This window comes from Mariprofundus aestuarium (assembly GCF_002795805.1).
GTDB lineage: Bacteria > Pseudomonadota > Zetaproteobacteria > Mariprofundales > Mariprofundaceae > Mariprofundus > Mariprofundus aestuarium.
In genome coordinates, this window is the sequence record NZ_CP018799.1 from 1,696,492 (window position 1) to 1,710,894 (window position 14,403).

Below are 14,403 nucleotides of genomic sequence, written 5' to 3' on the forward strand. Positions count from 1 at the left end.
TTTGAAAGGCAGGCTGTGTGGATGCCCCATTTAGTTCTGATCGACGGACCCAATTACGTATTCCGCGCCTTTCATGCGGTGCGCCATAACCTTACCAACTCCAAAGGTGAACCGACCAATGCCGTATTCGGTTATGTGCAGATGCTGCGCAGCATCCTTAAGGACCTTGGCCCCACCCATGTAGCGGTCGCTTTCGACCCCAAGGGCGGCACCTTCCGCAATGAGATGTACAAGGAGTACAAAGCACACCGGCCACCGATGCCTGAGGAACTGGCCTCTCAATGGCCGTGGGTTCACGATGTTACCGATGCCTTCAAACTTAACCGTATCTGCATCCAGAATTACGAGGCGGATGATGTGATTGCCACGCTGGCCAAACAGGCGGAGACCAGAGGCTGGGATGTCACCATTGTATCCACAGACAAGGATCTGATGCAGCTGGTCAGCGATAAGGTGTGGATGCTTGATACCATGAAGCGGGTGGAGTACGGCGCTGATGAGGTGAAGGAGAAATGGGGCGTTGGCCCTGATCGCATTCAGGACCTGCTGGCACTGGCCGGTGACTCGGCAGATAACATTCCGGGCATTCCGGGCATAGGCCCGAAAACAGCAGTGCAACTGCTGGAAGCATACGGGGACCTGGAAGGTGTGCTCACCCATGCGCCTGAAATAAAACAGAACAAACGTCGTGAAAACCTGATCGAATTTGCAGAGGATGCGCGTCTCTCTTACCGGCTGGTCGCACTCGATTATGAAACACCAGTTGGCGTGGAGCTGGATGACCTGGAAGTGGATGGGCCTGATCGAGAACGCCTTAATGAGCTATTCACCCGACTTGAATTCCGCCGCCTTATCGCTGAATTCAGTGATGATGAACAGGCACCTGCTGCCACAGCGCCACAAGCTGCAGCTGTGGAAGAGGCAAGACCGGAAGTCGACAACAGTCCGCGCGAAGATCGTCTGGTTAATGACGAGGCATCCCTGACTGCGCTGTTAGAGGCACTGAACAGTGCCAAATTGATCGCCATGGACACAGAAACCACATCCCTTGCCACCCACGATGCCGAACTTGTCGGCCTCTCGTTTGCCGTCAGAGCAGGGGAAGCGTGGTATCTGCCGGTCGGCCACCGTGCAGCAGACCTGCTGGAGCCGGCACCGGTCCAGCTGTCACTGGATCTGGCACTTAAAACCCTGAGGCCGATTCTTGAGGATGCCAGCAAAGCCAAATGCGGCCATAACCTGAAATACGACGCGCAGGTGCTGCGCCGGGCAGGCATTGAGCTGGCTGGCATCAAGGCCGATTCGATGCTGCTCGCCTACTGCCTCTACCCTGCCAAATACCCGCCGAAGATGGATAGTGTCGCAGAGGATTATCTGGGACACACCTGTATCAGTTACGCGGATGTTGTAGGAAAAGGAGCCAAACAGGTCTGCTTTGATCAGGTGCCATTGGCAACAGCCATTCCCTATGCCTGCGAAGATGCCGAGATCGCATTCAGGCTAACCGGGCTACTGAGAGAGCGGCTGGAAAAAGAGTCGCGCCTGAACCGACATGATGAGATTGAATTGCCGCTCTCGTTTGCGCTGGCAGATATGGAGTGGCGTGGCACACGCATCGATGCGGTCAAACTTGCCGAACTCTCGACCCGTTTCGGAGATCGCATCAACGAACTGCAAACTGAAATCCATGCCGCTGCAGGCGAGGAATTCAACATCCAGTCACCCAAACAGCTGGGTGAACTTCTGTTCGACAAACTCGGCATTGCCGGTGGCAAGAAAACCAAGTCGGGCCAGTGGGCCACAGGTCAGGAGGTGCTGGAAGGACTTGCTGACGAACATGAGGTGCCGCGCCTGATTCTTGAAGTGCGCCAGCTCTCCAAACTCAAATCGACTTACTCCGATGCCCTGCCAAAACTGATACATCGTGATACGGGCCGTGTTCACACCTCATTTAATCAGGCGATCACTACCACAGGCCGCCTCTCCTCTTCCGATCCGAATCTACAGAATATCCCCATCCGCAGTAGTGAGGGGCGTGAAATTCGCAAAGCCTTTATTGCTGAGGCTGGCAACGTGCTGATTGCGGCCGACTACTCACAGATCGAACTCAGGCTGATGGCCCACTACTCCGAAGATGTAGCCCTGTGCCAAGCTTTTGAAAACGGCGAAGATATCCATGCAGCAACCGCAGCTGCTGTGAATGGTGTTGATCTGGATGAGGTAACCGGTGAGATGCGCAGGCGCGCCAAGGTGATCAACTTCGGTATCCTCTATGGCATGAGCGCCTTTGGCCTGGCTAAACAGCTTGGCATCAGCCGTAGCGAGTCCCAAGCCTTCATTGAAACCTATTTTGAGCGTTACCCAACCGTACGTGCCTTTATGGATAACACATTGGAGCGGGCACGTGAGCTGGGCTATGTCGAGACGCTGCTCGGCCACCGTGTCTATGTGCCTGAAATTACGAGCAAAAATGGCATGCGTCGTGCCTATGCGGAACGCACAGCGATCAATGCACCACTGCAGGGCTCGGCCGCTGACATTATCAAGGTAGCGATGATTCACCTGCATCGGCGCCTGCATGAAGAGCTGCCGCAAGCAACGATTACGCTGCAGGTTCATGATGAGTTGATTGTTGAGGCACCAGCTGCGCAGGCTGAAAAAGCGGCGATAATCATGAAAGAGACAATGGAGTCTGCCGTCCAGCTGCATGTGCCGCTGATTGTGGATATTGGCATGGGCAGCAACTGGTTCGATGCCCATCAACTTTAAGGAGTGATATTTTGCTAAGCCCTCTAGCCTGGATCGCCATCATCCTCACGCTGATTGTCGCCGTCGTGGTGATCAAACTACTGGAAAAGCGGCGCAAAGTGGCACCCCAGGATGAACAGCCCATCATTCAGCCTACCGTGGTTCAGCTCAGCATTGTTGAACAGTGCTGTCTGCAGACCCTGCAGCAGGTGGCAGGAGCCGAGTTTGATATCCGTAATAAGGTTGCGCTTAACAGACTCTCAAGCAGTGATGCAGGAAACAGCAATCAGGTATTGGATTTTGCCCTGTTCAGCAAAAAGAGCGGCAAACCAGCATGCGTGATTCAACTCAAATCGCCTGCAGGTAATGAAGCAAGCGCCATGGAGCAGGCTCTTGAACAGGCCAATATCGCTCTGTACCGGCTACCACGCAGAAGCAGCTACTCCATTACCGACATGCGTGACCTACTTCATGCACACATTGAAGCACCACCGCCATCGCCAGACGAAATGCTTGCCACGCTCTCAATGAGAGCCTTCCGCCTGTGTAAGAAGTGCCATTCAGAAATGGCACTGAAACGGGCCAACAACGGCCCGCACAAGGGGATGCTATTCTGGGTGTGTGAGGGGTATCCCGATAAATGCTCCGGTGTCGAGCTCTACAGCGAGTAACGTAATGAGAAGGGACAACATCTTTTCGACCATTCCTACCGGACTTACCGGGGAGCTAACCGAGCTCATCGCCCATAACAGAAGCGTTCGAATCGAGCGCATCATTTCAAAGGGGCACAAGTCCGCAGATGGATTCTGGTACGATCAGAACGAAGATGAGTGGGTGACCATTCTCAAAGGGGCAGCACGGCTGCAGCTTGAGAATAATGCCGAAGAGGTAGCCCTATCACCCGGCGATCACATGCTGATCCCGGCACACACAAAGCACCGTGTCCGCTGGACCGCCCCCGATGAGGAGACAATCTGGCTGGCCATCTTTTCATCAGAACCGCTATCCGATGGGGAGTAGTGAGGAAAATTTGCACTTTTTTTGCAGAGCTGGTTTCAGCAGGGTAACCTTACTGAAAAAGTAACGACGGCAGATTGAGGAGAACCGATGATTTCCAGAATAGCTATCATGATTGTGCTTATCAGCAGCCTCTTCTCCATTCCGGCTTATGCCGGGGATTTCTCTCCGCTGAATATCTATTTCGCCCGCCACGGTGAAACGCTGGGTAATCTCACCCACAAACACACCCACTTCAATGACCGCACATTCTCTGATGATGGGGTCCGGCAGGTTGAAGAGCTGACCGCCAAGCTAGGTGAGATCAAGTTCGATCATATTCTGGTTAGCCCGGTATACCGGGCCATGAACACTGTTTTTCCCTATCTCAGAAAGCACAATCTGAAAGCGGAGATCTGGCCCGAACTGGCCGAATGCTGCTGGCAGAAAGAGCGGAACGGCAAGGCATCACACCTCTCCAGAGGAAGCAGCATCAAGGTGGAGGCGGATATGCAGCCCTACTTCATCTTTGCTGACAAATCTGACTCTCGTGAGTTCAAGGCACGCGATTATGCCGATGGTATATTTATGGTCACCACTGCCTTTGAACGGGTTGTAAAAAATTACAGCGGTAGCGGTAAAGCCATCCTGATAGTCGGCCACTACCACTCCGGCGGACGCCTGATTGAGCTATTGCAGCGCCTCTATCCAGAAGGGAACAACAAATTATCGAACGGAAAAATCACCCAGCTTCAGGAAAACCCGGATGGCAGCTTCAACCTGATCGCCAGCAATTACTGAGTCAGTCATGGGTGAAGCCACAGCGCTAAAACTGCTGCTAGCCTGCAGCATCTGTCTGGGTTTAATTACCGGCGCTGTTTTTTTATTCCAGTGGCTCGCTCGACTGGCACGATAGGAATTCAAGCCACCGTTACGCTAAATCTCTCGGCAGATGGTCGAGGGTGGACGGTCTAAGCGAGATGCAATCCAGCGCATCGATTGCTTGGCAGCAATGCCTCTAGATATTTCTTCTCGTTCAGAAAGGCTTAGAGCTATAGTTGCTCGTCGCCGTGGTGTAGGTCGAATACCGCCTGTCGGTGACAGTTGCCCATAAATTGAGGAAGAGCCTCTATCAAAGACTTGGCCGATAGCTTTTAATGACTCCCCACGCTTCCAGCGATCCCATATCTCGGACTTCTGTTCAGGGGTATATTTTATTCTGGTTCTGTAACTCATATCCAACACTCCATCTGTTCATTCTAGACTAAGTGTTGCATCCACCGGTTGAGATCACCGCCGGAGGCGGACATTCGAAATCTGGTATTATTAGTTAGATCCCCCTCCAACTAAGGCCATCAACTGCTGTTGATCGAACTTCTTTTTATCCACTTTAAGGTAGGCCACGCCATCTTCCAGAATCACTTTGGCTTCGTGTACGCCATCGAGCTGTTTGATCTTCTCTGCAAGCTGATCTGCTTCAGCTTCATCAGCCACATTCACCTGCATCATGAATGAGGAGAGGTAGGCAGGAACCTTCATACCCAGTGAAAGCAGCAGCCAGCCAAGGGCCGCGATAGCGCAGGCGTAAAATACGGCCTGAATACCGAATTCGCCGGAGAGCCAGCCACCCCCTGCCCCGCCGACAAAAGCACCGAGGAATTGGGAGGTTGAGTAGACACCCATGGCTGTACCCTTACTCTCTACAGGAGCCATGCGCGAGATCAGGGAGGGTAGGCTCGCCTCCAGCACATTGAAGGCGATGAAGAAGAGCAGCAGGCCAATACCCACTGCTATAAGCGAACGCTGATCAGTTCCCAGCATCACCTCGGAAACCATCATCAGAAGAATTGAACCGATGAATACCTGCTTCATCTTCTGCTTCTTCTCGGCAATCATCACCAGTGGTGCCATGCCAAGCACGGATAACATCAATACAGGCAGATAGAACCACGCATGCTCATCCGTCGGCAGTCCAAGCTTGTCCCTGAGAACGAAGGGAAGTGCGCTGAACATCGCCATCATGATGCCGTGTTGAATCAAAATTCCGACATCGAGCCGGAACAGCTGGGCATCGAAAAATATCTGTTTGAGCTGGGCGGGAACGGTCTCCACCTCGCGGTGAAAATTCAGGTGTAGAGGGTCGGGAACGAGAAGATAGAGGATAGCAATACCGGCTGCTGCCAGCACAGCTGTCATCCAGAAGATGCCATCGACACCAATGCCGGCGTTGAGAAGCGGACCGATCATCAGTGCCAGCGTGAACGACATGCCGATGGAGACACCCATGATAGCCATCGCCTTGGTGCGCTCCTCCTCCTTAGTCAGGTCAGCCATCAGCGCCATCATTGCCGCGGCGATGGCACCTGAGCCCTGAATGGCTCGGCCGATGATCACGCCCCATATTGAGTCTGACATCGCAGCAATCACACTGCCGATGGCAAACAGTAACAATCCAAGGGTAATGATCGGCTTGCGACCAAAACGATCGGAGAGCATGCCGAAGGGAATCTGGAAGATCGCCATGGTCAGCCCGTAAACACCAAGGGCCAGACCAATCAGCATCGGGGTTACCCCTTCCAGTCCTTCCGCATATAGCGAAAAAACCGGCAGGATCATAAACAGTCCCAGCATGCGCAGGCCATAGATACCTGCCAGCGAAAAAACGCTGCGACGCTCGAAGCTATTCATGAACAGGGCTGGCTGAAGCTATTTGTTTTCAGTGGTCTGCAGCATTCGCAGGGTAAACAGCGTGAAGGCGAAGAGCAGCATCGCACCACCCTGATGTGCAACACCGAGATGCAGCTGTACCACGGAAAGCAAGGTTGCCACACCGAGGCAGAACTGGATCACAACCATGCCCAGCATCAGGTGCATGCCAAGCTTCGCAGGCCCGACCAGCTCAAACCTTCTGGAGTAGAGAAATGTACCGATCACCAGCAGCAGTACTGTTTCAGCCAGCATACGGTGGTTGAACTGAACCGCTGCAATATTCTCAAACCAGTTCAGGTAATAGGGCTGCAACATGCCGTAACCTTCAGGTATAAAGCTACCGCCCATCAATGGGAAGGTGTTGTAGGCAAAACCAGCCTTCAGGCCCGCCACAAAGCCTCCTGCAGCCACTGTAATGGCAATCAGCAGGGTAATCCCAGCTACAATCTTAAATAGCGGTCTAACGTCATATAGCGAAGGTTCACGCTTGGGAAAGAGGAGCCCCGCAGCCACCCAGAGGATATAGGCAAAGATCGCGAATGCCGCCATCAGATGCGCAGTCAGGCGATACTGGCTCACATGCGTCTGATCGAAACCACTGCTCACCATGTACCAGCCCAGCACGCCCTGCATACCACCAAGCAGGAACATGATGACCAGTTGCGGGCGAAGCGGTTTGCTGATCTTTCCTGCAAACAGGAAGTAGAGGAATGGCAACAGGAAGAAGATGCCGATCATCCGGCCCCATACACGGTGGATGTACTCAAGCATGAAGATGCCCTTATATCCTTCCAGATCCATATCCGGATTCAGTTCGGTAAACTCAGGGATAAGCTTGTAGTGCTTGAACGACTCCAGCCAGGCGGATTCGCTCATCGGTGGAATCCAGCCCATCAGTGGATCCCATGTCATCATGGAGAGCCCAGAGTGGGTCAATCTTGTTGCACCACCAATCACCAGCATAATGAAAATCGCAGCGCAGACGAAAAGTAGCCAGTAGGCGATCTGTCTGTCGTACTTTACCTGATCGACTGTACTCATGACTGCTCCGCTCCATTAACAAGTTTATTGCGCCCTTTGAGCATCACAGGCAGCACAACGATGGCAAACAGAAGGCCACTAAGAACAGCAATCACGCCACCAATACCCACCAGATCCTGTGGCGTAATCATAGTCTGCAAGCCGATATCCTGAGTGGTTCCAACCACCTTACGTTTCATGCCGTGACCACCCCCCCAGGCAAGGCCGACGATATGCATGATCTGACCCACAGCATAGGCATAAACCTGAATTCGGGCCCATTTCAGGTTTGGCGTAGCAAAACCAAATTGCGGCAGCCAGTAATAGGTCATCGCCATAAAGGCCATGGTTACAGCCACAATGGAACCATGGTAATGCGCGGTAATCAGGGTGCTGCTTTCACCAATAAAAAGCCCCAGCACACCACCCATGCCAAACAGGATGATAGAGAAGATAAGTGCAGCATAGAGGTGGCGTGACTCCTTATCCGCAGCAGGCTGGGTAAGCAGTGCCCAGACTACAGGCAGACCGATCAGTAGTGGCGCAACACCATTACCATCACGCATCAGCCATACATACCAGTTCATGAATTCCGGGCCACCGACATCAAAACTCAAAAAAGGCCAGGGCATCATCAATACCGGAGCAATACCGACAGCAAATGCAGCCATAAGATAGGCTGGTTTAGCATTGATCTTCAGTCCACAGGCCTGAGCGACCCAGAGCCAGCTTACGCAAAGCAGTGCGGTATGGGCAAACTGAAGAACATGGCCGCCTGCCCAGTAGAGACTCTCGTAATAAGAGCGACCACCACTGGTAAGCGGACTGTCAAGAAAAGTCCAGACCAGTGCAATCAGTGCAATCAGGGTGGCAATTGCTGCGGTAAGCGTACCGAAACGAATTGTACCTTCTCCAGTTGCCTGTCGCGATTTAGTACATTCAAGCGACCAGAGGCTGCGCAGCACCAGCAGAAGAACACCACCACCAAAAACTATCATTCCCTTGATAAACATACGATTTTCAAGCATCGGAACATAGTTGTTGGTTAAAGGATTGGCATCACCGGTCAGCGGAGAGACCCCAATCACAATACCACCAAATACAACCAGGATCAGAGAGAGCCAACCGGTCATGACCTGTCTGTTACTGGTGTTTAACGTCCAGAAGACACCGGCAATGGCAATCAGCCACCACAACACGGTGAAATCCACATGCAGCACCAGTGCAGTATAAAAGAAGTCCTTCCAGGGCATCTCATAGGTGGTCCTAGCCAGCGCCAGAAGCAGCGGATAGATGCCGGATGCCAGTAGAAAACCAACCGCAACATAGAGCCAGCCAACGGCCAGCTTACTCTGGTCAGATTCAGTAATGGGAAGGGAGAACTTAGTCGTCATTGGGAATCCTGTTCAACTTTATTGACTACAGTACATTTTTGGGCGCGGATCCTAACACTGGGGGCCATCGGGCGCAGCAGATTTATCGGTTCATGGCGAAGTAAAACCACATTATTTATCGCTTTGCAATTGTCCCGGATAATGTAAAGAGTTGGGATGATGAAACATGAAAAAAGCATACGTATTATCCACCTTCTCCTGATGTTCACCGTGCTTGGCCAGCTACTGACTGAGCAGTTCATGAAGGTTCCAAAACCGGGGGAACAGTTTGAAGCATTTGCCCTCTTTCTTTTCTCAATTCATCAGCTTATTGGCTTTGCTGTCATGATTATAGCCATCACCTACCTGATGGTGGTTATGGACAATCTGGCACACCGGAATCGTCTATTCCCGTGGCTGGACGGGACATTGCGAGCCTCCCTGATATCAGAGGCCAAACGGGATATCCCGGGGTGGTTCAAAGGCAATCTCCCGCCCCCTGACCAGGCTCACCTGATTGCCGGTACAGTGCATGGGCTGGGGCTGATGCTGGCGACAGGAATGGGAATGACCGGCGTGATCATCTATCTCGGCATGAAACATGATGGAAGCATGGGTGCAGGGATTCACACCCTCAGGGAGATCCACGAACTTCTCGGAACAGTGATGTGGATATTTGTCATCGGCCATATTCTCATGGCAATCATGCACCAGACCAAAGGCCACCGTGTTCTGCAGGATATGTTTACCAGCAGCAGAGAATAAAGCCCGGTTAACTTTTGACTCTTTGAAAGCTATCATGCATTGATAAAGGAGCATCAATGAGAAAACTATTTTCCAACTGGATGAATCTGGGCAGCCATGCAGGAGCCATGCTGATGGCTCCCTCTATTCTGGCCATTGGCATCATGGCCTTCAGTTATTTCTCATGGAACAGGCAGATGATTGAAGAGGCACCCATGCTTGATGTGGTCATGGAGATCAAGGTGGAGCTGGAACGCACCCATATGCATCTTCATGAATTCGAACGTGGCCTGATCATCATGCGTGACATCAAAGATCCGGTTGCCCTTGATGAAGTCCATGACCAGGTCATTTTCAATGTTGACCACACCATCGAATCACTAGGTAACCTGAACACCCATATTGGCCAGCTGCTTTCTGGCACAAGCAGCATGGGTGATGTGACCCTCAGCCACCTCCAGGTGAAAAAGAGTAGCGATGCAGAACTGAATTGGCGCCTTGAAGCCCTGCAGGCAGCGATTATAACACTTAGCGATTATATGCTTCCCAGAATAAAAGGTGATAACTACCAGACGTTCATCTATGACTCGGAAAACGACATGATGTTTGATGTTGCTCTGGAGTTTGCGCAAGCCGCTGATGACCGCGTGCATGAAATCATTGGGGAAAGACTGACGATGCAGCGCAGGGTTTTCCTGCTCTCTATGGTTTTCTTTGCCCTGATGACCGTATTCTTCTTTACGAAATGGAAAAAACTGAAAGACAGACATAACAGCTCATTGGCCAACCTCTACCTGACACTGCAAGCCACCGAACAATCAGATGATGTCGTCATTATTGCCGATTCCAATGGCGTAATCGACTATGTAAACCAGCGTTTTGTTGAAATAACAGGGTATAGCAGTGATGAAATCATGTCACAAAAGCTATCTGTGCTGGATGATGGGACCATAATGGGTGATGGCCTGCCAGATATTCAGCTGAAGAAAAAGTGGCAACGTGAGATCAGTTGCAAAGACAAGCATGGCAAGAACTACCGTTCACTCACGACAATTTCTGCGATTGTGGATCGCTCTGACAACGTTGCATTCTGTGAAGTCAGGCAGAAGGTTCTTTAATCTTCCTTTTCATACTTGCTGGCGATCTGCATACCGATTTCACGCAGCTGCTCGGCAAACTTCGGGTATGCCTCAGCCGTTTCTGAAATCAAATCAATCGGAAAAGCAAAAGCCAGCACATCACTTTTTGCAATCACATCGGCAACGGGCAGGCTTAAACCAGCAGCAGACACCTCACCAAAGATATTGCCTGCCTGTAGCTTTTCGATGAATTCACCATTCCTGATCACTTCCACTTCACCCTTGGCCAGAAGAAACAGGTAGTAGTTAAACTCGCCATGTTTAATCAATGCAGCTCCGGGTTCGACCTCCATGACAACCGACTTCTCAGCCAGATGTATCCGAGCCTCCTCAGGCAGTGAATGGAAAAACGTATGTCCTGAAACAAGCTTATGCAGTTCATCCATAGAGGTTTCAGCCCGAACAATCCTCATCCATTTTGTGTCTTCAAAGCGCACAAGAGAAGCGCTGTGGGTTGCCCCCTCCATAATAAGGAATACGGCTACAGCAAGGTATAGTGAGTCAATTAACGTACCGAACAGCAGCGCGAATACAAAAATACTAATCCAGCGCAGAATATTGGAATCGGCCTCGTGCTTCAGGTAGGTGAAAAACATGCCGCCAGCCGGAATGAAAATAAGGGCTGCAAATGCCAGCTCCAAATTATAACCGAGGTCATAGGCACCGAGCGCGGTAAAAGCTCCGCTCAAGACCAGCTTGATAAACAGCTTCCAGTCATGCTTGGAGGCACCTGATACATGTTCCTTTGAAAGTAGATCCATCATGGCAACCTAACCTCGCCTGATACAACTGTCATGACAGTGAGCCCTAGCACAACCATTACTGGCCGGGATGAACTGGCACAGCGGGGACTGGAGTATCAACGACAATGATTTTTCCTATCATGGATGCATGTCCACTGCCGCAGAACTCTCCGCAGAGCAGATCAAATGTACCCGCCTTAATTGGCGCGAATTCGATGGTCTTGAATTCACCGACCTTGATCCTGTTCATCAATTTCAGTTCACGAACGACGATTGCATGACGCATATCCAACGTGGCCAGGTGCAGGCGATAGGTAACCCCCTTATCAAGCTCCAGGGTGAACTTGCCCCAATCATAATTCTGGGCCAACAGGTAGATATCTGAGTCTGCCGGTGGATGAACCACAGGCAACTCACCTTCAACACGCACGGTGTACTTCTCCACCATCTGTTTTACCTTGTCCTGAAAGCCGACCAGATCTTCACGGGTGATCTTCTCTTTGGTGACCTTAATGTCCGGCTGCTGGGCCTTCATGTTCATAAATACCGGAACAACAATTGCCACAGCAAATACAACCGTCACCAACAGCAGCTTATAATTAAGACCTTTCTTTACGGGTTGCTCGCTCATTAAAAATCCTTTCGAAATCGCCCATATGGACTATTTAAAACAGTTATGTGATGTAAGAGAAGTACAAACCGATGATTCTTTACCGATGCGTACTTCCTACATAACATACGCAACTCTACAGTGTCTGACCCATATTCAAAACAGGACGTGACTTCGCATGGCAGAAACAACCCAGAACTCTCAAATATCCCCTAAGATGCTGATTCTGGCATTGATTGCCCTGGTAATCACTCTGGGCGGTGGCGCTTCTGTCATGCTCTACCTCGGTGCATTTAAAGACCCTGAAGTCTATCGCTCAGTAACGCAGGAATATCACTTCGCATACATCAACCATAAAGGAGCCTACACCAATATCGACCCAATCCTAGAAGAGGTAGCCAGGAACCTGAAAGAAGCAAACATCGAGACTGTAACTGCATGCGCCCTTTTCATGGATAGTGTGTCGGAGGTTGAGGAGGCCGATCGTCAGAGTAAAATCGGTTATCTGATCAAACGTAATGATTACATCCCCGCGCCTCTGGAACAGATGACTATCCCCTCTCGCGAGGTTGTCGTGGCCACATTTGAAGGTGGAACACTGCTTGGGTCGCATAAGGCATACTCAGCCATGCGGGATTGGTCGCGGGCCAACGGCTATCAGCTCTCACTTCCTGCCTTTGAAATCTACCACCCCGACAGCAAAGTGGAATATCAGCTGCCGATTCACAAGAAGCAGTACTAACTGCTCCCTTATACCCTCATATAAACATCAATCTTGCGTGCAGAGAAGTTCTGCCTCTGCTGAGTCAAAGCTACTCTCATTGACCCACCATCCTCGCCTGTAAGGCACATGAAGAGGTAATTATAGCATCTGATTAGCCAGCACAGGAATCAGCACATAGGAGCCCAGACTGCCTATGTGCGCATGAATTCTCTGCAATCAACCCGGAATATGGGAAATCAGATAGTAGAGGAACCAGCCGAAAACCACAGCTGTCAGTAACAGGCCAGTCAATACCTTCTTCTTCTCTTTGGCCTTCTCTTCTTTACTCAGGTCGTTCATTTTCAAATCTCCTATAAATCACATCATCCTGAAATGGTTACTCAGTGAAGCTGTATGCGTTCAATCTTCATATCATGCGGTATTTTACTGTACAACTCTTGGGAAAGCAGCTTTGCATCACCAATTTCATCCGTTGTCAGGCGGGGTGATACCGCCCTCAGGCGCTTCTCTGCATAGCGTTCACCCAGCGTGGTTGCGACCCAGAACCATGCCATCGCTTTAACATGGTCAACTGCAACCCCATCACCATGAACATACATCTCGCCAAGGTGATACATCGCCTTAGGGTGTCCACCCATGGAGGCTTTTTCCAGCCACTCAAAAGACTTGCCGAAATCCTGTGCCACACCACCTTCGCCGCGTGCGTAATACAGACCAATAAAATATTGAGCAGGCCTGTTTCCCTGTTCAGCAGCCTGCAAGAACAGCTCAGCTGCTTTACTGTGGTCACCAGTGCTTGCCAATTGAAGAGCCTTATCAGCGACGATCTCTGCAGGGTCGCTTATGCCTGTCACTGGCAGGGGTGAATTGCTCGATGGGGCATCAGATCCACATGAAATAAGTCCCACACAGACAAACATGAGTGCAATCTTTTTTAACATAATTTCTCCATGGATCGGTGCAAGATGTCAGAAGCAGTTAATGGGCTACGTCAGAATTAAGCCACTTACGAAGGGCAATAGCAATATCATCAGGCGCAGTATGGTGGCTCATGATATCAAGAAGCTCACCTTCGCTGTTAATCATAAACAGCATACTGGTATGAATCACTTCATAGCGACCAGTCTCAGCATCTCCACCCTGCTTAAAGAACTCCGCATCATAAGCCGCTGTGGTCTGCTTAATCTGGTCAGATGTTCCGGTGAGGCCGATGATGCTGGGATGAAAGAAGGCCACATATTTAGCCAGATGTTCGGCTGTATCTCGATCCGGGTCTACCGTGACAAACAGAACCTGAATTTGATCAGACAGAGAGCCGAGTGACTTCAGAGCCATAGCTACATTGTTCATTGTAGCAGGACAGATATCAGGACAGTGCGTATAGCCGAAGAAGAGCAGCACAGTTTTACCCTTGAAATCATGTAGAGATACAGGGCCAAGTACCGACTGAAGTGTAAAATCTTTCGCATTATGTGGCTCTGAACTACACGAAGAGAGCAGCATCAACATAAATAGAAAAGCAGTAAGAAGAGCTGTTGGTCGCTTAAAAATCAGTAAATTATCCACGCAGAAAATACTATCACAACAGGATTAGAGT

The 14,403-nt window shown here is 50.8% G+C and carries 15 protein-coding genes and 1 pseudogene; 7 read left to right on the plus strand and 9 right to left on the minus strand.

The features are described 5' to 3' along the window. The first annotated feature begins 21 nt into the window (after positions 1 to 21). The 4 genes from polA to Ga0123461_RS08260 all read left to right on the plus strand — a co-directional run bounded on the left by polA (position 22) and on the right by Ga0123461_RS08260 (position 4,545). Positions 22 to 2,769, plus strand: coding sequence for a DNA polymerase I (gene polA, locus Ga0123461_RS08245; RefSeq protein WP_100277896.1), 2,748 nt, complete (start codon positions 22 to 24; stop codon positions 2,767 to 2,769). An 11-nt stretch (positions 2,770 to 2,780) separates the two neighbouring features. Further along, the gene (locus tag Ga0123461_RS08250; RefSeq protein WP_157819288.1) at positions 2,781 to 3,419 is read left to right on the plus strand and encodes a PDDEXK family nuclease; all 639 of its coding nucleotides are present in this window, start codon (positions 2,781 to 2,783) and stop codon (positions 3,417 to 3,419) included. 4 nt (positions 3,420 to 3,423) lie between these two features. Continuing rightward, positions 3,424 to 3,768 (plus strand): cupin domain-containing protein, encoded by a 345-nt coding sequence (locus Ga0123461_RS08255; RefSeq protein ID WP_100277898.1) that lies wholly within the window; start codon positions 3,424 to 3,426, stop codon positions 3,766 to 3,768. A gap of 87 nt (positions 3,769 to 3,855) precedes the next feature. Next, positions 3,856 to 4,545 carry a histidine phosphatase family protein gene (locus tag Ga0123461_RS08260; RefSeq protein WP_100277899.1) on the plus strand — a complete coding sequence of 230 codons (690 nt, stop codon included), beginning with the start codon at positions 3,856 to 3,858 and terminating at the stop codon, positions 4,543 to 4,545. 138 nt (positions 4,546 to 4,683) lie between these two features. Here Ga0123461_RS08260 and Ga0123461_RS12815 read toward each other — a convergent pair. The 4 genes and pseudogenes from Ga0123461_RS12815 to Ga0123461_RS08280 form a co-directional block, all read right to left on the minus strand. Next, positions 4,684 to 4,980 (minus strand): annotated as a pseudogene (locus tag Ga0123461_RS12815) (helix-turn-helix domain-containing protein); the annotation flags it as partial. A 90-nt stretch (positions 4,981 to 5,070) separates the two neighbouring features. After that, entirely contained in the window at positions 5,071 to 6,432 is a 1,362-nt protein-coding gene (locus Ga0123461_RS08270; RefSeq protein ID WP_100277901.1) for an MFS transporter, read from the minus strand. Between the two features lie 18 nt (positions 6,433 to 6,450). Next, complete coding sequence (locus tag Ga0123461_RS08275; RefSeq protein WP_100277902.1) at positions 6,451 to 7,494, minus strand: COX15/CtaA family protein; 1,044 nt, start codon at positions 7,492 to 7,494, stop codon at positions 6,451 to 6,453. Next, a complete protein-coding gene (locus Ga0123461_RS08280; RefSeq protein ID WP_100277903.1) occupies positions 7,491 to 8,867 on the minus strand; it encodes a cbb3-type cytochrome c oxidase subunit I in 1,377 nt (458 codons plus the stop codon). Before Ga0123461_RS08280 ends, Ga0123461_RS08275 begins: the two co-directional genes overlap by 4 nt. Before the next feature lie 156 nt (positions 8,868 to 9,023). On the opposite strand from Ga0123461_RS08280, the gene Ga0123461_RS08285 reads away from it, so the two are divergent. Next, positions 9,024 to 9,611 carry a cytochrome b/b6 domain-containing protein gene (locus tag Ga0123461_RS08285; protein ID WP_100277904.1) on the plus strand — a complete coding sequence of 196 codons (588 nt, stop codon included), beginning with the start codon at positions 9,024 to 9,026 and terminating at the stop codon, positions 9,609 to 9,611. 56 nt (positions 9,612 to 9,667) lie between these two features. Next, positions 9,668 to 10,708 (plus strand): PAS domain S-box protein, encoded by a 1,041-nt coding sequence (locus Ga0123461_RS08290; RefSeq protein ID WP_100277905.1) that lies wholly within the window; start codon positions 9,668 to 9,670, stop codon positions 10,706 to 10,708. On the opposite strand, the gene Ga0123461_RS08295 is transcribed toward Ga0123461_RS08290, so the two are convergent. Continuing rightward, positions 10,705 to 11,490 carry a cyclic nucleotide-binding domain-containing protein gene (locus tag Ga0123461_RS08295; RefSeq protein ID WP_157819289.1) on the minus strand — a complete coding sequence of 262 codons (786 nt, stop codon included), beginning with the start codon at positions 11,488 to 11,490 and terminating at the stop codon, positions 10,705 to 10,707. The genes Ga0123461_RS08290 and Ga0123461_RS08295 overlap by 4 nt on opposite strands. 58 nt (positions 11,491 to 11,548) lie before the next feature. Further along, on the minus strand, positions 11,549 to 12,103 hold the full coding sequence (locus tag Ga0123461_RS08300) for a cupredoxin domain-containing protein (protein WP_100277907.1): 555 nt from the start codon (positions 12,101 to 12,103) through the stop codon (positions 11,549 to 11,551). 157 nt (positions 12,104 to 12,260) lie between these two features. On the opposite strand from Ga0123461_RS08300, the gene Ga0123461_RS08305 reads away from it, so the two are divergent. Beyond that, positions 12,261 to 12,824: a GyrI-like domain-containing protein gene (locus Ga0123461_RS08305; RefSeq protein ID WP_100277908.1), complete on the plus strand. Its 564-nt coding sequence runs from the start codon at positions 12,261 to 12,263 to the stop codon at positions 12,822 to 12,824. Positions 12,825 to 13,022: 198 nt separating this feature from the next. On the opposite strand, the gene Ga0123461_RS12695 is transcribed toward Ga0123461_RS08305, so the two are convergent. From Ga0123461_RS12695 to Ga0123461_RS08315, 3 genes are read right to left on the minus strand one after another with little or no spacing between them, the layout of a single operon-like run. Then, positions 13,023 to 13,145: a hypothetical protein gene (locus tag Ga0123461_RS12695; protein WP_257790593.1), complete on the minus strand. Its 123-nt coding sequence runs from the start codon at positions 13,143 to 13,145 to the stop codon at positions 13,023 to 13,025. 41 nt (positions 13,146 to 13,186) lie between these two features. After that, positions 13,187 to 13,747 carry a tetratricopeptide repeat protein gene (locus Ga0123461_RS08310; protein ID WP_100277909.1) on the minus strand — a complete coding sequence of 187 codons (561 nt, stop codon included), beginning with the start codon at positions 13,745 to 13,747 and terminating at the stop codon, positions 13,187 to 13,189. A gap of 37 nt (positions 13,748 to 13,784) precedes the next feature. Further along, positions 13,785 to 14,372 (minus strand): SCO family protein, encoded by a 588-nt coding sequence (locus Ga0123461_RS08315; protein ID WP_157819290.1) that lies wholly within the window; start codon positions 14,370 to 14,372, stop codon positions 13,785 to 13,787. Between the last annotated feature and the right edge of the window lie 31 nt (positions 14,373 to 14,403).

Coding starts and splice junctions, on each gene's coding strand:
- Ga0123461_RS08305 (WP_100277908.1), top strand. CDS start 12,261: ATGGCAGAAACAACCCAGAACTCTCAAATATCCCCTAAGATGCTGATT.
- Ga0123461_RS08275 (WP_100277902.1), bottom strand. CDS start 7,494: ATGAGTACAGTCGATCAGGTAAAGTACGACAGACAGATCGCCTACTGG.
- Ga0123461_RS08255 (WP_100277898.1), top strand. CDS start 3,424: ATGAGAAGGGACAACATCTTTTCGACCATTCCTACCGGACTTACCGGG.
- Ga0123461_RS08260 (WP_100277899.1), top strand. CDS start 3,856: ATGATTTCCAGAATAGCTATCATGATTGTGCTTATCAGCAGCCTCTTC.
- Ga0123461_RS12695 (WP_257790593.1), bottom strand. CDS start 13,145: ATGAACGACCTGAGTAAAGAAGAGAAGGCCAAAGAGAAGAAGAAGGTA.
- Ga0123461_RS08310 (WP_100277909.1), bottom strand. CDS start 13,747: ATGTTAAAAAAGATTGCACTCATGTTTGTCTGTGTGGGACTTATTTCA.
- polA (WP_100277896.1), top strand. CDS start 22: ATGCCCCATTTAGTTCTGATCGACGGACCCAATTACGTATTCCGCGCC.
- Ga0123461_RS08285 (WP_100277904.1), top strand. CDS start 9,024: ATGATGAAACATGAAAAAAGCATACGTATTATCCACCTTCTCCTGATG.
- Ga0123461_RS08280 (WP_100277903.1), bottom strand. CDS start 8,867: ATGACGACTAAGTTCTCCCTTCCCATTACTGAATCTGACCAGAGTAAG.
- Ga0123461_RS08290 (WP_100277905.1), top strand. CDS start 9,668: ATGAGAAAACTATTTTCCAACTGGATGAATCTGGGCAGCCATGCAGGA.
- Ga0123461_RS08295 (WP_157819289.1), bottom strand. CDS start 11,490: ATGGATCTACTTTCAAAGGAACATGTATCAGGTGCCTCCAAGCATGAC.
- Ga0123461_RS08300 (WP_100277907.1), bottom strand. CDS start 12,103: ATGAGCGAGCAACCCGTAAAGAAAGGTCTTAATTATAAGCTGCTGTTG.
- Ga0123461_RS08270 (WP_100277901.1), bottom strand. CDS start 6,432: ATGAATAGCTTCGAGCGTCGCAGCGTTTTTTCGCTGGCAGGTATCTAT.